The sequence below is a fragment of the Nonomuraea sp. 3N208 genome, assembly GCF_052245935.1.
In the GTDB taxonomy this organism is placed as follows: domain Bacteria; phylum Actinomycetota; class Actinomycetes; order Streptosporangiales; family Streptosporangiaceae; genus Nonomuraea.
Map to the genome: position 1 here is coordinate 17703 of NZ_JBQQBR010000074.1, position 20495 is coordinate 38197.

Sequence of the window (20495 nt, forward strand, 5' to 3'; positions counted from 1 at the left end):
TCTGCCGCTGCTCTGCCGCTGCTCTGCCGCAACGGCAACCTGCACCCCTCAACTCTCCTCCCCAAAGGACCTGCACCGGCGTGGGCCCCTTTCCCGAGGGACCCGCACCGGAGTGCGGCCCGGTCGTGGTGACATGTGAGGAATGGGTTAATGTGCGGCGGATGAGCGGACGAGGAGTTCTCATCACCGGCGCGTCAAGAGGGATCGGGCGCGCCATCGCGGCGGCGTTCGCCGAGCAGGGCGACCGGGTTGCGATCCACCACCGGGACTCGGCCGCCGAGGCCGGCGACCTGCTCGGCGCGCTGCCCGGACAGGGCCACGCCGTCGTCCAGGCCGACCTGGCCGACCCCGAGGACGTGCGGCGCATGACAGACGCGGCGGCCGGGGCGCTCGGGCGGATCGACGTCCTCGTCAACAACGCCGGGATCTTCCTCCACCACCCCATCACCGAGCAGACCTACGAGCAGTGGCAGGCCGCGTGGCGGCGCACCCTCGACGTCAACCTCGCCGGCGCCGCCAACGTCACCTGGTGCGCCCTCCAGCACATGCCCTCCGGCGGCAGGATCATCAACGTCTCCTCGCGCGGCGCCTTCCGCGGCGAGCCCGACAGTCCCGCCTACGGCGCCAGCAAGGCGGGGCTGAACGCGTTCGGCCAGTCCCTGGCCATCGCGCTGGCGCCGCGCGGCATCGCCGTCGCCACCGTCGCGCCCGGGTTCGTCGAGACCGACATGACGAACGAGCACCTCAAGGCACCACGCGGCGACGCGATCCGGGCGCAGAGCCCGTTCGGGCGGGTGGCGCGCCCGGCGGAGATCGCCGCCGCCGTCCTGTACCTGGCCTCGCCGGCCGCCGAATGGGCGAGCGGCGCCGTCCTCGACCTGAACGGGGCTTCATACCTGCGGTAGTAGTGATCTTCGCGAAATCCGCGGCTATTGTGGCAGCAGGGCACTTCGGGAACTCGCTTCGAGGGGGACGGTGTGGCCAGAGGCTGCGGCTTGGCGCTGGCGTCGATCGCCGCCTTCAGCGCGGTCCTGGTCACGGGCGTCGCCCTCTTCAGGTCGTCCGAACCCACGGACGTGGTCATGGCCGTGCTGATCGCCCCACTCATCCTGTGCGGCATCGTCGTCGGGCACGACGTGTTCCGTCGCAGGGCGCTGGCCGCCGAGGAGCAACGCCTGCTCGCCCGGGAGCGGGATCATGTCAGGCGCACGGTCGATCTCGTCATGGACCCGGCGCTGACCGGGGAGGAACGCCTGGCCGTCCTGGATTGCTTCATTCCGAGGCTCGCCCATGACCACCCGGGCGTACGCGAACGGTTCGTGGCCGTGTCCGAATTGTCCCCGCCCTCGCGGGCCCTGCTGGAACGCGCCAGGCAGGCCGTCACCACCGTCCACTCCTCCCAGGTCATGCGCCGGCGCCTACTGGACGGCCTGGCGAACGAGGTGCTGCTGCCCAGGCAGATCTGGGAGATCGCGATGCTCCTGCGGGCCCAGACGCACCTGCAGGACGAGCAGCACGGGGCCAGGCAGGGCGTGGTGACGGCGGAGCTGCTGGCGGTGCTGGAGCCCCAGCAGGAGGCGCTGAACCGCTCCGTCGCCGCCGTCACCGCCAGGGTCGAGGGCCTGGAGCGGTACGCCCGCCGCGTCCAGGAGGCCGACGCCGCCCTACGGGCCCGCGAGGCGCTGGACAACAACGACAAGTACCGCGCGCTGCTGGCCCACACCGACGACGCCGACGGGATGCGCGCCCTGGCCGCCCACGGGGACGCGCTGGAGGAGACTCTGGCCAGAAGCGTCCGCGAGGCGATCGAGGCGGGCCAGACCCTCGCTCCCTGACCGGTACCGGTTGAGGTCAAATCATCGTGCTCTTCCTACACCGGATAATCCGCTCATCCCTAAAGACGCGGATCGACCCGGTCAAGCGTCATCGACAACGGCGAAGCGCCCTGGCGACCATGAGAGGGACAGCTCTCGAAAGGAGATCTCCGCACCCCGCACGGCGAAGGCCGCATCCTGGCCACGGGAGAAGGAGATGGCATGAGCGAGAAGCAAGGGCTCATGGTGCTTGGCCCGGCATTCCTGGCAGTTCTCGGTTTCGGGTCGCCGGCACTGGCAGAGGAACCCACCGAACCGGAATCCACGGTGACGGCGCCTGCAGAAAGCCACGAAGGCGAGGAGACGGGGCAGGCCGAACCGGCTCCCGCCGACCGGTCCGATGAGCCGGAGACCGGCACGGACGACAGTGACGTAAGTGACGGAACGGACGACGGGGAGGAGCCGTACGGCTTCAGGATCCCGCCGCAGCCGCGGGAACGGCAGGAACCGCCCTCCGCACCCATCGAGGAAACGTCCATCAAGATGGGGAGGGACGAGCGGGACGCGGTGCAGGTGGTGAACGAGTTCTGGGTGCGGAACTGGCCGAAGAACTTCACCGGTCCATACAAGCCGCCCACCGTGCTGGGCCCGTACGATCCCACCTCCCCCGACCGGCCGACGTGCGGCGACGAGCCGCTCGGCGCGGGGGAGGCGATCTACTGCGACGGGCCCGACTACATCGCCTGGGACAAGGACTTCATCCGAGGAATCCCGAGCGAGGAGGGAAACACGTTCCCGTACTTGGTGGTCGCCCACGAATGGGGGCACGCCATCCAGGCACGCATCCCGGGACAGGTCTGGAAGGGGTCCGAGCTGCAGGCGGACTGTCTGGCCGGTGCGACGCTCGTCGGAGCGTACAAGGAGGGCCGGCTCGAATGGGAGCCTCGAGATCCAGAGAAGCTCTCCAGGGCTCTCACCCGAATCGCCGACAGTCATCCCTGGTCAGAGCCCGAGCATCACGGTGACGCTGAGCAGCGCGTCCACTATTTCTCAATGGGTAAGCAAGGCGTTCAGGCCTGCGTTCAGGAGCACTGACCCTCACTCACCCTCCGAATCCGTGGCGGGCGATGCGAGAGACGGCGCATCGCCCGCCACTGCGTTGCGCACACCGGGACGGTTGACCCTGCAAGCCTTTCGCAAGTCCTCTCTCCTAGGCTCGGTGCCCTCGGCGGCCACGGGAAGACGAAGCCGGCCGCCGGGCTGTATCTGACGCCCATCGAGACGCTCTGACTCCTTGAGCGACTTGAGGCGACGGGACCAGCGAAACGGGAGACTTCATGTCCGACTCTCCGATGACCGCGGACGACGTGCTGCGCATCGCGGCCTACAAGGACCGGAGCCCGGCGCTCGAGGCCATGGTCATCGCCTACAGCTACCACCGTGTCGCCGTAGACCTGGCCGAGCACCTCGGCAAGGACGCCAACAACTGGTACTGCTACGCCACCTGGACCTCCAAGGCGGTGGGCGAGAGCCTCGACCTCACGCCCGCCTCGCCGTTCATCGAGGACTTCGGGCGCAAGCTCAGGGTGCCGCGCCGGTTCCGGCGACTCTTCCGCGCCACGCTGCTCACCTTGCTCGGCCCCAGCTACCAGCTCGGCCTCGCGCTGGCCAACCGGGCGATCTTCCTCGAGACCGCCAGCCTCGCGGTCAACCTGTGGAACGACACGCCCGACCGGTTCCTGAAGGTGAGCCCGGAGTCGGAACTGACGCCGACGCCGCCCGAGTTCCTGACCGAGCTGCTGGAGAAGGCCGACGCCCGTTACTTGAAGGACGCGGCGCAACTGCTACTCGAGGCCAGGGAGGCGACCGACCCGGCGGTGCGGGCCGAGCTGATGTTAGGGGCCAACATCGCGTTGTCGGCGTACGAGCAGAAACGTGCGCAGAAGGCCCTGGAGCTGGTGCTCTACCGGCCGGTCAGGTGGCTGACGCGGGTGTCGTGGCGGTCGCTGCGCTCGATGATCATCCGCCGCCCGTTCCCCAGGTTCCGCCTGTACGCCGCCCGGCACGAGGACCAGCCGTGGCTGACCCGCACGCTGGAGGAGCTGTGGGCCGGGCTCTACACCCGCCACCTGTTCTCCGTGCAGACGCCGCTGAGCGACGTCAGGGTGGGCAAGCCGCTGACCGCGCCGGCGGGAGTGGACATGGCGAAGGTGTGGGCGCCGATCAAGCACGAGAAGGTACGCAAGCTGGCCGAGGAGTTCATCACCGCGGACCAGGAGGCGTCCACGGCCGGGGTGGCCAACTGGGTGTCCTACCCCGACCGGATGCGCTTCATCGTCAGCTACTTCCGCGTCTACCAGCACGTGCGCGCCCTGTACGACGTGCCGTTCGACAAGAAGGTCGCCGAGGGCCTCGCCGCGGAGATGCGGCGCGGCCTGGTGCCCGAGGCCGTCAGCGAGATGTTCAAGAACGACCCCGCCCTGCCGACCATCCGGCGCAAGGTCTACCGCTACCCGACCGAGACCGACCCGGACGCGTACGAGATGGCGCACTTCGACTTCGAGCCGTTCCTGGAGGCGATCCCCCTTGACCCGGCGAGCGACTAGTTCAGTCCAGGAAGTCCCTGGTGATCTCGCGGGCCTGGAGGAGTCCGCGTAGTTTCGCGAAACAGCGGGCTCGGGTGGGCCCGATGCTCCCTACCGGCCTGCCCAGCCTGCGTGCCACGTCCACGTAGTGCGGCTCGGAGGTTTCCGTGAGCGCCCTGAACAGGACCCGCTGCGCGTCCGGCAGCTCCTCGACCAGCTCGTCCAGCGTGCCGGCCAGCCACGCCCTGGCCAGCTCCTTGTCCACGTCGTCCGTGCTGCCCAGGCTGTCCAGGTCCGGGGTGCAGATCTCCTTCGTCCTCTTGGTGAGCTTCAGGCACTCGCGGAAGGCGATCGTGGCCAGCCAGCCGGCCATCCGCTGCCCGTCCGTCACGCTCTTGAGGTTCTGCCAGGCCAGCAGCCAGGTGGTCTGCAGCACGTCCTGGGCGTCCTCGTGGCCGAGCCTGAAGCGGCGGATGCGCGCCTTCAGCATCGGCGTGAACTCCTCGACCAGCCGCTCCCAGGCGGCGGCGTCGCCGTCCTGCGCGGCCGACACCAACGCACCGGTGTCGAGGCGTTCGATGGTCTCCAACTGCATGTCCGACTCCTTGCCGGTCCGGGTACTCGGGGGGTCACTTCCGGCCGGCAACCCCACGGTCCGCCGGAAGATCCGCCGGGGCTGTTTCGGGCGTGACAGTCCGAATGTGGTCCTCGTCACATTTCGTAGATCGCTTACCGGATACTGTCCGGGCGTCGATTGCGGCCTAAAGTTCTTGCATGAACGGGCGCAGCGGGTTTCCACAGAACCTCCAGCCGGTCGCGGCCGTGCTGGCGGAGATCCCGCTGTTCCGCGTACTCGGAGAGAGCGGTGTCCAGAACACGGCGCGGGCCGGGCTGGCGAGGAGATACCGGTCGGGGCAGATCATCTTCCACCAGGGGGACCCGGGGGAGTCTCTCTACGTGTTGCTGGACGGCCTGGCGAAGGTCGTGTTCACCACCGAGCATGGCGACGAGATCGTGCTCAACATGCTGGGCCGCGGCGACACCTTCGGGGAGATGGCGCTGCTGGACGGCTCGCCGCGCTCGGCCTCGATCGTCACCGCGCGGCCGTCGTGGGTGTTCTCGCTGCCCAGGGCCCGGCTGCTGGAGCTGATGCGGGAGCATCCGGGACTGGCCGACGAGTTCCTGCGCATGCTCGGGCACATGGTGCGCAGGCTCACCGGCCAGGCGGCCGACCTGGCCTTCCTGGACCTGGGCGGGCGGCTGGCGAAGCTGCTGCTGCAGCTGGCCGGCAAGCACGGCACCGCAGAAGGCGTGGTGGACCTGCCCGGGCTGACGCAGTCGGACCTCGCCGCGCTGATCGGCGCGACACGGCCGGCGGTCAACCGGGCCCTGCAGTCGCTGGTGTCGAGGAACCTCATCGCCATCGAGGGCCGGACGATCACACTGCTGGACGTCGCCGCCCTGCGCAAGCGGGGCGGGCTCTGACCGAATCTGGAGTACGGGGACCATGAACGATCGCAACGGCGCGTACGAGCGTTGGCCGGAGGAGAGGTTTCGGCAGCTCAGGAAGCAGGCCGATCCGAACATCGACGAGATCGTCGCCGCCTACTTAAGTGAGCATCCCGAGGGGAAGGGCCCGCTGGAGCTGGTGCGGGCCGTGATCGAGGAGCTGGGGCAGGCCAAGCGGGAGGCCAGGGCGCCCTCGGGGGAACCGCCCGCCTCCCTCGTCTTCGAGGCGCTGGACTTCGCCAGTGACCTGCCCGACTGGGGCGACGACACCGAGCTGCTGGCCAAAGGGCAGGCGGTGTTCGCCGACTACGGGCTCTACCAGTCGGCCGCACTGTTCTGCAAGTGCCTGCCCATGGCGTACGTGGAGGTGTCCAGCGCCAAGGTGCTGGCCGGCGTGTCCAACCTGGCCACGCACAGCCTCACCCGCCGGGTGGCCGAGACCGGGCAGATGCTGGTCGACGTGATGGGACTGAAGGCCACCGACAGCCTGCAGCCCGGACGTCCGGGCCACACCACCGCGATCGGGCTGCGCATCCTGCACTCCTTCGTGCGCGCCCTGGTCGACGAGCGCTTCGGCGACAGCTGGGACACCGTGAAGTTCGGCCCGCCGGTCAATCAGGAGCTCCTGCTCGCCACCATCTTCGACTTCTCCGTGGTGACGTGGGAGGCACTGGAGAGCATGGGCGTGGTGCTGACGGACGAGCAGCGTGAAGCCCACCTCTACACGTGGAGCGTGTTCGGCCACCTCATGGGCGTGGAGGCGTGCCAGGACGGGCCGCTCACGCTCGACGACGTGGTGCCGGTCAGCGAGCGCCTTGGCCGGCTCTACGAATCCAGCCCCGAGGGCCGCTTGCTGATGGCCAGGCTCCTGGAGGAGATGGAGGAGTTCATGCACCTGGGCTGGCGCAAGCTGCCGCGCAGCCTGGTGCACTGGGTCTTCCACGACGCGAAATACGGCGCCGACCAGGTGCCGGAGCTGCTGGGCGTGCCGCCGGCGGCGTGGTGGTTCACCGCCCTGTTCAGGGCGGCGCGGGCGGCGCACCGGCGGCCGTGGCTGGGCCGGCGAGCGGACTCCGTGGTCCGCTGGCTGGTGCGCCGGGCCGGGCGGGACATCGTGATCTCCCTGGTCGACCGCCATTCCGGCGGGCAGGCGCCGTTCCGCATCCCCGCGGAGCTGGCCCGCGCCTGGCGGATCAAGCAGTCGAAGACGGCCGTGAAATCCCGCGAGATCCGCCACAATGTCCGCCACAATGTCCGGGAGAACATCCGGCGTAAAGCAGTCGGGCGGAAGGGACTGCGCACGTGACCGCCCCCCACGAGCCAGGCACGCTCACCACGGCGACGATCCTGTTCACCGACGTGGTGAGCTCCACCGCGCTGCGGATCAGACTGGGCGAGGAGCGGGCCAACGTCGTCTTCCGCCGCCTCTACCAGCTGCTCCACTCCGTGGTGACGGCGAGCGGCTCGACGTTCACCAAGAGCCTGGGCGACGGGCTGATGGCCGTCTTCAACTCGGCGACCGCCGGGCTCGACGCGATCATCGCGGTGGAGCAGGCGGTGGCGGACGAGAACGAGCGGGCCATGGAGAAGATCTCCATCAAGGCCGCGCTGGCCGCCGGCGACGTGTGCTGGGGGCACGACGACGTCAGCGGGCTGCCGACGGTGGAGGCGGCCCGGCTCGTCGCCATCGCCGAAGGCGGCCAGGTGCTCTGCACCGACCTGGTGCGGCGGCTGGCCCAAGGGCGCAGCCGGCACGAGTTCAAGGACCTGGGGCGGCTGCCGGGCAAGGGGCTGCGCGAGCCGATGCACACCTACGAGCTGCACTGGCAGAACGCCGACCACCACCAGAGCGGCGGGCTGCCCACCTGGCTGGACAGTGGGCACGAGCTGCCGTTCGTGGGCCGGGGCGAGGAGCTGCGGGCGCTGGACGGCGAGCTGGCGGCGGCCGAGTTCGGCAACAGGCTGGTGATCCTGCAGGGCGATCCGGGGGTGGGCAAGACGCGGCTGGCGTCCATGGTGGCCAGACAGGCGCTCAAGCGGCAGTTCACGGTGCTGGCGGGGCGATGCACGGATCCGGCGCGGCAGGCGTACGAGCCGATCGCCGGCGCCGTGGAGCGGCTGGCCCGCACCTCGCCCGCGCTCCTGCTGCGGGCCGGGGTCGACCAGCAGTGCGGCCAGCTGGTCCGCCTGGCGCCGTCACTCGCTGCGCCGCCGCTGTCGCTGCAGGTGCCGCCGGCCACCGAGCCGGTCTCGGAGCGCTACCAGCTGATGGCCGCGGCCCGCACGCTGATCGAGCGGCTGGCCACCGTGCGGCCGGTGCTGCTGGTGATCGACGACCTGCAGTGGGCGACGCTGGAGTCGCTGCAGATGCTGGGCGCCCTCATGTACGACGCCGACGCCATGCCGCTGCTCATCATGGCCACGTCGCGGCCGGTGCCGGTCGAGTCCGCCATGCCGGAGCTGCACAAGCTGACGGCCGGCGGCCGCGTCGTGCAGGTTCCCTCGTTCGGCCTCGACGAGGTCTCCGACCTGCTGTCGGAGGTCCGCTCCGGCGGCGACCCCGAGCAGCTGCACCGGATCACCGGCGGCAACGCGTTCCTGATCAGCGAGGTGGCCACGGAGCTGGCCGCGGGCAAGGACCTGGACGCGCTCACCGTGCCCGACTCGGTCACCCGGATGGTGCTGGCCCGGCTGGCGCAGCTGCACCCGGACGCCAGGGACCTGGTCAGCCTGCTGGCGGTGGGCGAGCGGATGGAGTCGGCCGAGCTGCGGCTGGGACTCGGCCTGGACGAGGCGCGGTTCGTGGCCGCGGTGGAGGAGGCGCTGGGCGCCGGCCTGGTCACCATGTCGGCACGCGGCACCTGCCGGTTCTCGCATGAGCTGACCAGAAACGCCCTGTACGCCACGCTCTCCCCGCCGCGTGCCGGCCTGCTGCACGGGCGGGTGGCCGACGCGTTGTGCCAGGCGGATCCGAAGGCCATGGAGTCGCGCCCGTACGTGGTGGCCGCGCACCTGCTCGCCGCCGCCGAGCACGGCCGCGACCCGGCCCGCATGAGCGCGGCGGCGGAGGCGGCGGTGCGCGCGGCGCAGCACGCCCTGGCCGGGCTGGCGCACCGCGAGGCGGTCACCTGGTACCAGCGGGTGCTCGAGCTGCTCGACGACTCCCCGGGCGCGAGCCTGGAGCGGCGCGCCGAGCTGCTGCTGGAGTGTGGCACGTCGATGTGGCTGGCCGGGCACCCCGACGCCCGGCCGACGCTGGCGGCTGCCGCCGACCTGGCCAGGGAGTGCGACCGCGGCGACCTCATCGTCACGGCGGCGCTCGGCGGCGACCGCGGCTTCACCAGCATCTCGGCCGCCCCCGACCAGCAGCGCATCGCGTTGCTGACCGAGGCCAGGCGGCTGGTCGACTCCACCGACGTGAGCACCAGGGCGCTGCTGGCGGCCCAGCTCGCCTCGGAGCTGATCTGGGCGCCCGATGGGGAGCGGCGCTTCGCGCTGAGCGACGAGGCGGTGGCGCTGGCCCGCAAATCCGGCGATCCGCGCACGCTCGCCCTGGTGTTGTGCCTGCGCAGCCTCACCATCATCCCCGCCGACCCGCTGCACCAGCGCCACCGCGACGGCGACGAGATGCTGGAGGCGGCCCGCAGGACCGGTGACGACCTGGTGCTGTTCCACGGTTACGTGCAGCGGACGCCTCCCGTCCTCGACAGCGGCGACGCGGCCCGCGCAGCGACGCTGCTCGACCAGGCCGACGAGCTGGCGCACCGGCTGGCCCAGCCGCACCTGCACTGGCTGGTCGGCTACTCCAAGGCCGGCCTGACCCTCATGCAGGGCGACCTTGCGCAGGCCGAGTCGGAGGCGACGGCCGCCCTGCGGCTCGGCTCGGAGATCGGCCGCCGCCTGGAGGCCGTGGCGATCTACTCCGAGCAGATCGCCGAGATCCGACGTCTCCAGGGGCGGCTGTGGGAGCTGCGCGACCGGCTGCGCCGCGCCGCCCAGGCGCTCCGCGTGGACCCCGTGCACGCGGTGCTGCGCTATCTGTGCGAGATGGGCGACGAGGAGGCCGGCCCGCTGCTCGATCGCATCCTGGCCGACCAAGGCGCGGTGCCGCCGCGCACCATGGCGCACCGGCCCGCCCTGGACAACCTGGCCCTGGCCGCCTGCCGGTTGGGGCGGCCGGAGCTGGCCAGGCAGCTGTACGACTCGCTGGCCGCCGACGGCGAGACGTTCGGCCACGGCACCGTGGCGCACCACTGCGGGCACCACTACCTGGCCCACCTGTGCGTGACGATGGGCGACCCGCGGCGGGCCGCCGAGCACTTCGAGGCCGCCGCGGAGGTGCACGAGCGGCGGGAGGTGCCGCTCATGCTCGCCGAGTCCCTGCTGGACTGGGCGGACCTGCTCGACGGCGGCCAGGTGAGCGGGCCCAAGCCGGCGGACCTGCGCGAATGGTGTGCCTCCCTGCTGTCCGGCCGCGGCGCCCTCCTCCTGGAGCGCCGCCTGCGCTGACCTCAATCCTTGACCGCGATCTTGCTGAGCACCACGAACCCGCCGAGCGCCCCCGCGGTGCCGGCGGCGGTCGTGGTGGTGAGGTTGACCACGAGATCATAGGTACCTGGGGCCAACTGACCGCGCATCGGAATAGAGGCGGTATATCGGCCGGACCCGGGCGTGAAGGTCATCTCCACGGGGGGTGAAGGATGCCTCGACTCGCCACCGCCCACCAGATCGGCGATGATCTCCAACTGCCAGCGGCCGGCCAGCCAGTCGACGAGCTCGCCGGTGACCTCCCAGCTCACGTCCACGGTCCACCCCTCGCCGCACCGTACGACGGTCGTGGGCTGCGCGCCCGGATCGACAACCTGGCTGTGGAGAGCACCGGCCAGTTGCTCGGCCGCCACCTTCATCACCTGGAACTCCCCGGTTGCCATCTGTTCTCCTTTCCGGTGAGGACCGTGTCCCCGTGTGAAGGAGCAGAGAGCCGACACAGGCGATTAGATACGCGTCCGTTCTGGCGAGATATGCCGGGCCTTTGCTGTCAGCGGGGGAGCAACCGCACGACGTCGCGGTCCAGGCCGCCGACGCCGGCCACGCCGAGCAGCTGTGTCGTCCGTACGAGCTCGGCGTGCAGCAGGTCGAGCGCCCGCGTCACCCCCGCCTCGCCGCCGGCCATCAGACCGTACAGGTAGGCCCTGCCGATGAAGCACGCCCGCGCGCCCAGCGCGACCGCGGCCGCCACGTCGGCCCCGCTGCGGACGCCGCCGTCCAGGAAGACCTCCGTACGGTCTCCCACGGCGTCCACCACCTCGGGCAGCAGCTCCAGCGGCGCGGGGGAGCGGTCGAGCTGCCGCCCACCGTGGTTCGACACCACCAGGCCGTCCACCCCGGCCGCGGCCAGGTCCTTGGCGTCGTCCACCCGCTGCACACCCTTGACCAGCAGCGGCCCCTGCCACGCCGACCTGATCCACTCCAGGTCCTTGATCGTCACCGACGGGTCGAACATCATGTTCGTGATCCCCGCCAGGTCCTCCGGCGCGCCGTCGACTGTGGCGAACCTGAGGGGCTCGCTGGTGACGAAGTCGAACCACCACGCCGGGCGCCGCAGCGCCTGCAGCACGCTGCGCCAGCGCAGCGACGGCGGGACCGTCAGGCCGTGCCGCACATCACGCAGCCGCGCCCCGGCCACCGGCACGTCCACGGTCACGACCAGCACGTCCATGCCCGCCTCGCGAGCCAGGGACAACGTGTCCAGATTGCGGGCGCGGTCACGGACGACGTACAGCTGGAACCAGTTCCACCCACCGGGCGCCGCGGCCGCCACGTCCTGGGCGGTCGTGGTGCCCATGGTGGACAGCGTGTACGGCACCCCCGCCTGCTCGGCCGCCCTGGCCACGGCGCGCTCGCCCGCCCTGTGCATCATCCTGGTGAACCCGGTGGGCCCGAGCACGACCGGCATCGCGATCCGCCTGCCCAGGATCTGGACCGCGGTCGGGGCCTCGGCGACGTCCCGCAGCACCCGCGGCCGGAACTCCACCCGCCCGAACGCCTTCACCGCCCTGGCCATCGACCGCTCGCCCTCGGCGCCGCCGTCCACGTAGTCGAACACCATCCGCGGCGCCCGCTTCATGGCCAGCCGCCGCAGATCCGCGACGTCGGCCGCGTCGGCCACCCGCCGCGCCCTGCTCACCCGAGGCCCGCCGGGCAACACGGCCCGCAGCTCCCGCCACCGGGGCAGGCGCCGTGGTTCCTTCGGTGTCGCGTCGATGCCCAGAACGCTACCAAAAGGGGCAGCGCGTACGGTGGGATGGTGATCGACACCCAGCGCCGACCCCAGGCTCCGCGACCACGCCCACCGGTCGTGCGGCTCCGGCCTCCGGCGGCGTGGCGGCGGACGACGCCGCGGCGGGCGGGGCGGTGCCGATGAGCGGTGGTGCGGGCGACGAGCAGAGGGCGGTCGCCGCGGATCGGGGTGCGGCCGGTCGTGGGCGGGAGGTGCTCGCCCGACGGTGGGATGAGCTCGTGGGCGGTTCCGCGGCCTCGCGGGCCCTGGGCGCCGAGCTGATCGCCCGGTGGGCCGAGCCGCATCGCCGCTACCACGATCTCGCCCACCTGACCGCCGTGCTCGACGCCGTCGACCGGCTGGCGGACGAGGCCGAGGACCCGGCCGCGGTGCGCCTGGCCGCCTGGTTCCACGACGCCGTCTACGACGGGAGGCCAGGCTGGGACGAGGAACGCAGCGCCCAGCTCGCCCAGTCCAGGCTGCCCAGGTGCGGCGTGCCCGCGGCCCGGGTCGCCGAGGCCGCCAGGCTGATACGCCTCACGGCCGCTCACGACACGCTGGCCGACGGCGACGCCAACGGCGCGGTCCTGTGCGACGCCGACCTGGCCGTCCTGGGCCGCCCTGGGTACGAGGCGTACGCGGCCGCCATCCGCCAGGAGTACGCCCACGTGCCCGACGACCTCTTCAGAAAGGGCCGCGCCGAGGTGCTGCGCCGCCTGCTGGCCACACCGCGCCTCTACCGCACCGCCCGCGCGGCCGACCTGTGGGAGGAACGCGCCCGCGCCAACATGACCGCCGAGCTGGCCAGGCTCACCAAACGACCGAGCCAGGCAGGATGAGGCAGCGGAAGCAACGCAGCGGGCGGCAGCCTCAGCGCGGTGAGGCGGGCGGGTTCAGTGCGGCACGCTCAGCGTGGTGAGTGGCGTTTGCGGCGACGGAGTCCCGCGGCGATCAGCCGCCGTAACAGCTCCCGTGAGCTGACCGCCTCCGCCCCCATCGACACCGCCCGCGCGTGCACGGTCTCCGGAACGTCATAGTGATCCCGATCGAACGCCCGCGCCGGCACGCCCAGCAGTGCCGCGAATTCGTGCAATTCCTCCAACGAGCTGTCGCTCACCAGATGCGACCACAGCAGGCCGCGCGGCCCAGGCCAGTTCGGGGGGTCGATGAGAACGGTCACGTCGTCAAGGGTAGGACCCTTCCTCGCACCTCTAGCTCAGCCAGACCGGTCACCACGACCTCAGCTCCGTGATCACGCAGCTCGGCCGGCGCGCCGCCCTCCCTGACGACGCCCACCACCAGCCCGAACCCGCCCTTCCTGCCCGCCTCGATCCCGGGCAGCGCCGCGGCCGCCACCGCGACCTTGGCGGCGGACAGGTCGAGCCGGCGCGCCGCCTCCAGGAACAGGGCGGGCTCCGGCATGCCCGGCAGGTTCATCAGTGCCGCGTCGTTCCCGTCGATCAGCTCGTCGAACAGATGGGACAGACCGGCCGCGTTCACCAGCTTGCGCCCGTGCAGGCTGGGGGACACGGCGACCGTACGAGCCCCCCGCCGCCGCAGCTCGTGCAGCAGGGCGACCGTGGCGGGGAACGCGGCCACCCCGTACTTGTCCACCTGCGCCACGAAGATCTGATCCTTGGCCAGCCCGAGCCCGTGCACGGTGGGCGCGCCGGGCTCGTCGTCCGCCGACCCCTCGGGCAGCGTGATGCCGCGCGAGGCCAGGAACGTCCGGATGCCGTCGAGCCGCGGCCGCCCGTCCACGTGGCGCAGGTAGTCGTCGCGGATGTCGAACGGCCCCGAGCGGCCGCGCAGGAAGGCGTCGAAGACGTGCTTCCAGGCGGCCGCGTGCCCCCGCGCGGTGTCGGTGACCACCCCGTCGGTGTCGAACACGACGGCGCTGATCCTTGCCAGGTCGATGACCTGATGTGAACCGTTCATAGTCGCTATGAAAACCCAAGGTTCCGCTTTGGACTATGCATCCACGCTGTGCCCGTCGAAGGAGACCCGCCACACGTGGCCGGTCCCGTCTGCGGGGGGTGGTCAGTAGCCCAGGTGGCGGCCGCCGTCTCCTACCAGCACCTCCCCGGTCACCATGTCCGACTCGAGCAGGGCGAGCACCATCTGGGCGATGTGCTCGGGCTGGGCCGTGCGCCGCAGCGGCGCCTTGGCCTCCTCGCGTGCCGCCATCTCGGAGAAGACCTGCTCGCCCACCCGGTCGATGTGCCAGCGGGTCGCCACGATGCCGGGCGCGACCGCGTTCACCCGTACCTCAGGGCCCAGGGCGACGGCCAGGTCGCGGGTGAGCTGGATCAGGGCGGCCTTGCTGACGCCGTACGCCATCGAGGAGCCCGTCGCGAGGATCCCGGCGATGGAGGAGACGTTGACGATGGCGCCGCGCGCGGCCCGCAGGTCGGGGGCGAAGGCGCGGGCGCAGTAGAAGGGCCCCATGAGGTTGACGCCCATGATGTGCCGCCACACGTCGTCGGTGAGCCCCTCCAGGTCGGGGAACGGCACCCACTTGGTCGTCCCCGCGTTGCACACCAGCACGTCGACGCGCCCGTACCGGTCGCGTACCCGCTCGGCCATGCGCCGCACGGCCGCATCATCGGCCACGTCAGCAGCCATGGCCTCGGCCTTGCAGCCCAGGTCGGCCAGGCGGGCGACGGTCGCCTGGGCGTCCGCCGCCGAGCGCGAGTAGTTGACCACCACGGCCTCCGCGCCCTTCCTGGCCAGGCTCTCCGCCACGGCCGCGCCGATGCCGGTGCCGCCGCCGGTGATCACGGCGACGCTGCCGTTGATATCCATGACCTACTCCTCCACGACAGGACGCCGCACCGGGTCGACGGCCGCGATGTCCAGATCCTTGGTCTCCCGTGAGGCCCAGAACGCCCCGAACGAGATCAACGCCGTCGCGATCAGGAATGCCGCGACGAGCCACGGCGCCCCGCCGAGCCGCGCCGCGAGCGCCGCGCCGATCAGGGGCGAGAAACCGGCCAGCGCCGCTCCCAGCTCGCGTGAGGCGGCGAACCCGGTGTAGCGCACCCGGGCGCCGAACAACTCGGCGTAGAACACCGGCTGCACGGCCACCTGCGGCGCGAACCCGAACGCCCCCATGATCATCATGGCGAGCCACACCACCACGGGCACGCCGGTGCCGACCATGAGGAAGTACGGGTACACGAAGACCGCCACGAACACCACGCTGAACAGGTTGAGCGGCCGCCGCCCCAGTCGGTCGGACAGATGCCCGTACACCGGCTGGAGCACGATCACGGTCACCCCGAACAGGATGACGCCCAGCAGCGCCGTCCGGTTGGACAGGCCGAGCTCGGCGATGGCGTACGCGACGCTGAACGTGGACAGCGTGTACACCACGGCCGTGTCGCAGATGTGCGCCCCGACCCCGATGAGGAAGTTACGCGGGTAACGCACGATCGTGTCCTTGATCGGCAGCTTGACGATCTCACGGGTCCGCTCCATCTCGCGGAACACCGGCGACTCGGCCACCCGCAACCGCACGTACAGGGCCACCCCGATCAGCGCGAAACTCACCAGGAACGGCAGCCGCCAGCCCCAGGACAGGAAGTCCTCCTCGGGCAGGAGCTGCACCAGCAGGAACGCCGACGTGCCGAGCACGAGGCCGATCTGCACGCCGGTCTGGGCGTAGGAGGCGTAGTAGCCGCGCCGTCCCGGCGGGGCGTGCTCGGCCAGCAGCGTGGCCGCGCCGCCGAACTCCGCGCCCGCGCCGAGGCCCTGGCAGACCCGTAACAGGGTGAGGAGGATGGGCGCCGCCACGCCGATGGCGGGGTAGGTGGGCAGCAGGCCGATCAGGCCGGTGGACACGCCCATGATGACGGTCGTGATGATCAGCGTGGAGCGGCGGCCGATCTTGTCGCCGAGGTGGCCGAACAGCACACCGCCGAACGGCCGCACCACGAAGCCCACGCCGAACGTGGCGAACGCGGCGATCGTGCCCGCCGCCGGGTCGGCGTGGGTGAAGAACAGCCGATTGAAGACGAGCGCGGCGGCGGTGCCGTAGATGAAGAAGTCGTACCACTCCAGGGCGGTGCCGACGAGGGCGCCCAGGACGACGCGCTTCAACTCGGGTGTGGCGGACATCTGACCTCCAGGGGTAACCACCACGGGGGTGTCGGGCCACGGAACGCCGAGCCGCGAGGCGAGCGCCGCCGGCTCCGCCCACAGGCCGCCGACCAGCTCGATGGGGACGCTCAGGCCGTACCACGGTGGGGTCCGCGTCGCCGACGACCTGCGCGATCAGGCCTTGCGCGGCCAGCGACTCCGCGTACTCGCCGAGCCTGCCGACGTGGTTGCACTCCCTGATCGCGACGACGCCCGTGCCGTGCTCGCGGAGGTGGTCGGCGGTGATGAGGCGGGGGGATGCGTTCACGGGATGCCTATCCTCATCGTGAGGCGTTCCGTGTGCGCGCTTATGCCCGTTCCACGCCAGCCCAAACGGACCACGGAAAGGGCTTACCGGCTCAGCTCACGGGCCGTGGCGGCGGTCATCCCGGTGCGGCCGAGGTCGGCGCGGCGGCCGGCGGCCACGCCGTCGCGATAGCCGGAGCCGCTGGTGCGGGGCACGCTCATCCTGATGTGCGGGTAGCAGGCCGCGACCGCCCGCTCCACCTCACCGCGGCGGTCGGCCAGCACGAGCGCGGTCCCAGTGCCCTCCGAGTCCGCCTCGGCCCGGGACTCGGCCTCGCACAGCAGCCGATACACCTCGTCGGTGAACCCCAGCAGCCACGACCGCCGGTACGCCCGCACGGCCGTGACGTCCTCGGGGACCCGTACGCGTGCCAGCCCGGAGGCCATCTGCAGCAGCAGCGACGTCGCCATCAGGTCGGCGCGCTCCAGATCGGCGGCGAACCCGAACACGTGCACCCGCTGCCCGCCGTCCCCCCGCCCGATGAGCAGCGGCCGGCAGCGCACGGCCTGCGCCACCAGGCTCACGAGGCGGGCCTTCTCCCTGGCCCACGGGTTGGGCAGGGTGACGATCCGGTCCCCCGGCACCTGCCGCGTGCCGGCGGGCGGGAGCGCGTCGATGCCGTGCTTGGCCATGAGCACCGACGCCGCCGCCATGAACGTGGCCCGCTCGTGGTCGTTGTCGGTGCGTTCGGCCTTGGCCAGGAGCTTCCTGACGCGATCGAGTATGCGCTCCCGCAAGCGTGCTCCCCGGTGCCACTCAGTGCTTGGTCAGCACCCTCCCGTCGGCTCCGAGTGCGGGGAAGGCGCCGGTGTCCACGATGCCGTGCTGCTGGTACAGCGCCTCGATGATGGCGTGCGCCTGCGGCTCCAGCTTCCAGAGGGCACGATACTCGCGCGCCGTGGCCAGCGGGATCCCGATCTCCTGGGCGATGTCCACGGTACGCGGCACGATCCCCTTGGCGATCTGCCGGTCCCAGAACTCGCGGGCGGCCCGTATCTGCGCCGCCCGCTCGGCCGTGGAGACGACCTGCGGGGTGGTGTCGAGCACCTCGACGTCCTCGTCCTCGTCATACACGAGCTCAGCCAGCGCGGGCGGCAGCGCCGGGCGGGCGGGCACCGGGTGGTGGTCGGCCTCGGGCTCCCAGGGCACACGGGGGTCGGCGTCGATGAGCGCGGAGGTGTTGTAGAGGGCGGCGATCTGGGCCAGCAGCGCCTCCTGCCTGGCCGGGTCCACGGCCAGGCCGGTGTGCTCGACGGCCTGGTCCATGGCCTTGTCGAGTTTGGCCAGCGCGTGGCGCATCTTGCGGTCGGAGGCCCCGCCCTCGCGCAGTGCCTTGGCCCGCTTGGCGGCGAGCGCGACCCGGGTGAGCCTGCGGTGGGCGTCGACCTCGCTCGTCGTACGGTCGCTGACCTCGGCCAGCCCGAGCCTGACCAGCAGCCGTTCCGGGGTGAGCCGCCAGTTGATGCGGCCGGTGCCGCGGATGCGGTGGCGTTCGATGGCCATGCCGCGCTCCCACAGCCAGGCCGCCACCAGCGGGGCGGCCAGCCGGAACACCGCCTCCGGCAGGCTGCGCGCGTCCATGCTGGACAGCACCGCGGTCAGGCAGGTCAGCGCCCACACGGCGATGCCGTCGATGCCGGCGGAGAAGTTCTCACGCATGTTGCGGCGGGCGCGGACGGCGCTCGTGATGATCGCGATCTCGATGAACGCGAACAGCAGTAACCTGAGCGGCCCGTCGAGCCCCAGCACGTCCTCCGAGAAGCGCCACATGCCCTGCGCGGACACGCCCGTGGCGATGGACGCGGCCAAGATGGTCAGCACGTCCTCGACCGGACGGTGGGCGACGTATCTGGCGAACAACCAGGCCGCGGCTTTCCACGCGACCCTGATCACCAGGAACGCGAGCGCCAGCCCGGCCAGGCTGAGCAGCGCGATGACAGCGGTGGCGAGCGGCTTCTCGCTGACGAAGCCTGCTATTTCCTCGAATGTCGGCATCTGTCACTATCCGTGATGGCTCTGGCTCCGGCTCTATGCGACGAGATCATCGCAGAATGTCGCCATCTTGTACGCCAAACGCAAAGTGCTTCCCCAGTTTGCTCCTGATTCCCACCATCAACAGTGTGTCGCGCCACCCTGCCCAGAGGGTGACAGGCGTACATCGAACCTCCCCACTCCAGCGGAGCCGGGCGCACAATGGGCCCGAGAGGAGGGATCGTGAGCAAGCGATCGCGCGCCCAAACCCGCGCCTCCCGTCGCTGTCGGCGCAGGCGCCGCTGCCCGAGCCGCTTCTCTTCGCCCATGACCGTACCGAGCCACCGCCGGCGGAGATCACCAGAGCCGTGGCCGTCGGGCGAGGGGAAGGTGGCCGGCGAGGCAGGGATCGTCGCTGGTCTGAGATGAAAATCGTCCTTTCGGAGGGCACCGAACGCGCTTCTGGATGGGACCATCTATCGAGGGATTTATCCCAAGATCATGCGATGTATCCCAGCAGGACGGATATCGATGTCAGAGAATGAGTTCCCGCTCGTCCAGTTCATGCGTGAGGGGTTCGATCCAGTGGACGAGCTCGGACGCATCCGGGCCGAGCACCCGGTCTTCCCGATGGAGATCCCCGGCAGCCAGACCGTGTACCTCGTCACCCGCTGGGAGGACGTTCGTGCCGTGCTGGGCGATCATGAACGCTTCAGCAACGACTTCGCGGGCGTGATCGGGCTCGGCTCCAACCAGGAGGACCCGGGCGGCCTCGGGTTCCGCGACCCGCCCGAGCACACGCGGCTGCGCAAGTTCCTCACCCCCGAGTTCACCATGCGGCGTCTGCGCAGGCTGGAGCCGCGCATCGAGGCCATGGTCGAGGAGGCGCTTGACCGCATCGAGGCCAAGGGCGCCGAGAACATGCCGGTGGACCTGTTCGAGGAGTTCGCGCTGCCGATCCCGTCGCTCGTGGTGTGCGAGCTGCTGGGGGTGCCGTACGAGGAGCGCTCCGGCTTCGTCAAGATCAGCAAGGACCGCTTCGACTTCACGGCCGGGCCCGAGGCGTCGCTGCAGGCGATCAACGACGCGATGGCGTACCTGACGGAGCTGGTCGCCAGGGAGCGGCAGAACCCCGGCGAGGGCCTGCTGGGGCAGCTCCTGCGCGACCACGGCGACGAGCTGGACGACCGGACACTGGCCAGCATGGCGGACGGCCTGCTGACCGGCGGGCACGACACCAGCACCAGCATGCTCGCGCTGGGCACGCTGTGGCTGCTGCAGAACCCGGAGCACGCCGCGAAGGTGCGCGAGGTCGACGGCTACGTCAACGACGTGGTCGAGGAGCTGCTGCGTTACATGACGGTCGTGCAGGTGGCCTTCCCCCGCTTCGCCCGCGACGACCTGGAGCTGCACGGAGTGCCGATCAAGAAGGGCGAGCTGGTGCTGTGCTCGCTGACCGGCGCCAACCGCGACCCGGCGGCCCTGGGCGAGGACGCGGACGAGATCCGGCCGGGGCGGGACGTCTCGCACCTGGCGTTCGGCCACGGCATCCACCGCTGCATCGGCGCGCCGCTGGCGCAGATGGAGATGCGCATCGCCTTCCGTGCCCTGCTGCGCCGCTTCCCGACGCTGCGGGTCGCGGGCGAGGTGCCGTTCAGGGAGCTCGCCATCGTCTACGGCGTCAAGGAACTGCCCGTCGCCTGGTAGAGCGGTCGCCGTGTGAGCGAGCGTCTTGAATCCACGTTCCGGCTCCGGTGCTCGGCCCGCCGGACGCTAATGGGAACCACCGAGTCCGCTGATCGGGCAGACTCGGTGCCTGGTGGCCGCTGGTGAGTGAGCACTCCCGGACGCTGGACCGATCTTCGAGTCCTGTGGACAGACCGTTGCCC

The 20495-nt window shown here is 71.0% G+C and carries 18 protein-coding genes; 9 read left to right on the forward strand and 9 right to left on the reverse strand.

The window, feature by feature from the left end; all coding sequences use genetic code 11:
• Positions 1-161: 161 nt before the first annotated feature.
• From ACTWPT_RS56530 to ACTWPT_RS56545, 4 genes are all read left to right on the forward strand, one after another.
• Positions 162-905 (forward strand): SDR family NAD(P)-dependent oxidoreductase, encoded by a 744-nt coding sequence (locus tag ACTWPT_RS56530; RefSeq protein WP_443185831.1) that lies wholly within the window; start codon positions 162-164, stop codon positions 903-905.
• 72 nt (positions 906-977) lie between these two features.
• Positions 978-1835 (forward strand): hypothetical protein, encoded by an 858-nt coding sequence (locus ACTWPT_RS56535; RefSeq protein ID WP_443185832.1) that lies wholly within the window; start codon positions 978-980, stop codon positions 1833-1835.
• Between the two features lie 201 nt (positions 1836-2036).
• Positions 2037-2909, forward strand: a complete 873-nt coding sequence (locus ACTWPT_RS56540; RefSeq protein WP_443185833.1) for a hypothetical protein — start codon at positions 2037-2039, stop codon at positions 2907-2909.
• A gap of 242 nt (positions 2910-3151) precedes the next feature.
• A complete protein-coding gene (locus tag ACTWPT_RS56545; RefSeq protein WP_443185834.1) occupies positions 3152-4420 on the forward strand; it encodes a hypothetical protein in 1269 nt (422 codons plus the stop codon).
• 1 nt (position 4421) lies between these two features.
• On the opposite strand, the gene ACTWPT_RS56550 is transcribed toward ACTWPT_RS56545, so the two are convergent.
• A complete protein-coding gene (locus tag ACTWPT_RS56550) occupies positions 4422-4994 on the reverse strand; it encodes an RNA polymerase sigma factor (protein WP_443185835.1) in 573 nt (190 codons plus the stop codon).
• 179 nt (positions 4995-5173) lie between these two features.
• Here ACTWPT_RS56550 and ACTWPT_RS56555 point away from each other — a divergent pair, with 179 nt between their 5' ends.
• The 3 genes from ACTWPT_RS56555 to ACTWPT_RS56565 are packed head-to-tail and all read left to right on the forward strand — an operon-like array spanning position 5174 to position 10417.
• Positions 5174-5884: a Crp/Fnr family transcriptional regulator gene (locus tag ACTWPT_RS56555; protein ID WP_443185836.1), complete on the forward strand. Its 711-nt coding sequence runs from the start codon at positions 5174-5176 to the stop codon at positions 5882-5884.
• 22 nt (positions 5885-5906) lie between these two features.
• A complete protein-coding gene (locus ACTWPT_RS56560) occupies positions 5907-7214 on the forward strand; it encodes an oxygenase MpaB family protein (protein ID WP_443185837.1) in 1308 nt (435 codons plus the stop codon).
• On the forward strand, positions 7211-10417 hold the full coding sequence (locus ACTWPT_RS56565; protein WP_443185838.1) for an ATP-binding protein: 3207 nt from the start codon (positions 7211-7213) through the stop codon (positions 10415-10417). The genes ACTWPT_RS56560 and ACTWPT_RS56565 overlap by 4 nt, the downstream gene beginning before the upstream one ends.
• Positions 10418-10419: 2 nt before the next feature.
• Here the strand turns inward: ACTWPT_RS56565 and ACTWPT_RS56570 are convergent, their stop codons facing one another.
• Entirely contained in the window at positions 10420-10839 is a 420-nt protein-coding gene (locus ACTWPT_RS56570) for a hypothetical protein (protein ID WP_443185839.1), read from the reverse strand.
• 107 nt (positions 10840-10946) lie between these two features.
• The gene (locus ACTWPT_RS56575) at positions 10947-12095 is read right to left on the reverse strand and encodes an alpha-hydroxy acid oxidase (RefSeq protein ID WP_443185840.1); all 1149 of its coding nucleotides are present in this window, start codon (positions 12093-12095) and stop codon (positions 10947-10949) included.
• Between the two features lie 194 nt (positions 12096-12289).
• Here ACTWPT_RS56575 and ACTWPT_RS56580 point away from each other — a divergent pair, with 194 nt between their 5' ends.
• Positions 12290-13027, forward strand: coding sequence for an HD domain-containing protein (locus ACTWPT_RS56580; protein WP_443185841.1), 738 nt, complete (start codon positions 12290-12292; stop codon positions 13025-13027).
• A 68-nt stretch (positions 13028-13095) separates the two neighbouring features.
• Here the strand turns inward: ACTWPT_RS56580 and ACTWPT_RS56585 are convergent, their stop codons facing one another.
• The 6 genes from ACTWPT_RS56585 to ACTWPT_RS56610 all read right to left on the reverse strand — a co-directional run bounded on the left by ACTWPT_RS56585 (position 13096) and on the right by ACTWPT_RS56610 (position 18630).
• Positions 13096-13368 (reverse strand): DUF4031 domain-containing protein, encoded by a 273-nt coding sequence (locus ACTWPT_RS56585; RefSeq protein WP_443185842.1) that lies wholly within the window; start codon positions 13366-13368, stop codon positions 13096-13098.
• Positions 13365-14126: an HAD family hydrolase gene (locus tag ACTWPT_RS56590; RefSeq protein WP_443185843.1), complete on the reverse strand. Its 762-nt coding sequence runs from the start codon at positions 14124-14126 to the stop codon at positions 13365-13367. The genes ACTWPT_RS56585 and ACTWPT_RS56590 overlap by 4 nt, the downstream gene beginning before the upstream one ends.
• 102 nt (positions 14127-14228) lie before the next feature.
• A complete protein-coding gene (locus ACTWPT_RS56595) occupies positions 14229-14993 on the reverse strand; it encodes an SDR family NAD(P)-dependent oxidoreductase (protein WP_443185844.1) in 765 nt (254 codons plus the stop codon).
• A gap of 3 nt (positions 14994-14996) precedes the next feature.
• Positions 14997-16307 carry an MFS transporter gene (locus tag ACTWPT_RS56600; RefSeq protein WP_443185845.1) on the reverse strand — a complete coding sequence of 437 codons (1311 nt, stop codon included), beginning with the start codon at positions 16305-16307 and terminating at the stop codon, positions 14997-14999.
• A gap of 372 nt (positions 16308-16679) precedes the next feature.
• Positions 16680-17372 carry a DUF2786 domain-containing protein gene (locus tag ACTWPT_RS56605; RefSeq protein WP_443185846.1) on the reverse strand — a complete coding sequence of 231 codons (693 nt, stop codon included), beginning with the start codon at positions 17370-17372 and terminating at the stop codon, positions 16680-16682.
• A gap of 19 nt (positions 17373-17391) precedes the next feature.
• The gene (locus ACTWPT_RS56610; protein ID WP_443185847.1) at positions 17392-18630 is read right to left on the reverse strand and encodes a hypothetical protein; all 1239 of its coding nucleotides are present in this window, start codon (positions 18628-18630) and stop codon (positions 17392-17394) included.
• 507 nt (positions 18631-19137) lie between these two features.
• Here ACTWPT_RS56610 and ACTWPT_RS56615 point away from each other — a divergent pair.
• The gene (locus ACTWPT_RS56615) at positions 19138-20313 is read left to right on the forward strand and encodes a cytochrome P450 (RefSeq protein ID WP_443185848.1); all 1176 of its coding nucleotides are present in this window, start codon (positions 19138-19140) and stop codon (positions 20311-20313) included.
• The last annotated feature ends 182 nt before the right edge of the window (positions 20314-20495 follow it).

Excerpts from the sequence above, each read along its gene's own strand:
- ACTWPT_RS56590 (WP_443185843.1), bottom strand. The coding sequence starts at position 14,126 with ATGAACGGTTCACATCAGGTCATCGACCTGGCAAGGATCAGCGCCGTC.
- ACTWPT_RS56540 (WP_443185833.1), top strand. The coding sequence starts at position 2,037 with ATGAGCGAGAAGCAAGGGCTCATGGTGCTTGGCCCGGCATTCCTGGCA.
- ACTWPT_RS56560 (WP_443185837.1), top strand. The coding sequence starts at position 5,907 with ATGAACGATCGCAACGGCGCGTACGAGCGTTGGCCGGAGGAGAGGTTT.
- ACTWPT_RS56600 (WP_443185845.1), bottom strand. The coding sequence starts at position 16,307 with ATGTCCGCCACACCCGAGTTGAAGCGCGTCGTCCTGGGCGCCCTCGTC.
- ACTWPT_RS56555 (WP_443185836.1), top strand. The coding sequence starts at position 5,174 with ATGAACGGGCGCAGCGGGTTTCCACAGAACCTCCAGCCGGTCGCGGCC.
- ACTWPT_RS56530 (WP_443185831.1), top strand. The coding sequence starts at position 162 with ATGAGCGGACGAGGAGTTCTCATCACCGGCGCGTCAAGAGGGATCGGG.
- ACTWPT_RS56550 (WP_443185835.1), bottom strand. The coding sequence starts at position 4,994 with ATGCAGTTGGAGACCATCGAACGCCTCGACACCGGTGCGTTGGTGTCG.
- ACTWPT_RS56545 (WP_443185834.1), top strand. The coding sequence starts at position 3,152 with ATGTCCGACTCTCCGATGACCGCGGACGACGTGCTGCGCATCGCGGCC.
- ACTWPT_RS56610 (WP_443185847.1), bottom strand. The coding sequence starts at position 18,630 with ATGCCGACATTCGAGGAAATAGCAGGCTTCGTCAGCGAGAAGCCGCTC.
- ACTWPT_RS56570 (WP_443185839.1), bottom strand. The coding sequence starts at position 10,839 with ATGGCAACCGGGGAGTTCCAGGTGATGAAGGTGGCGGCCGAGCAACTG.
- ACTWPT_RS56615 (WP_443185848.1), top strand. The coding sequence starts at position 19,138 with ATGTCAGAGAATGAGTTCCCGCTCGTCCAGTTCATGCGTGAGGGGTTC.
- ACTWPT_RS56595 (WP_443185844.1), bottom strand. The coding sequence starts at position 14,993 with ATGGATATCAACGGCAGCGTCGCCGTGATCACCGGCGGCGGCACCGGC.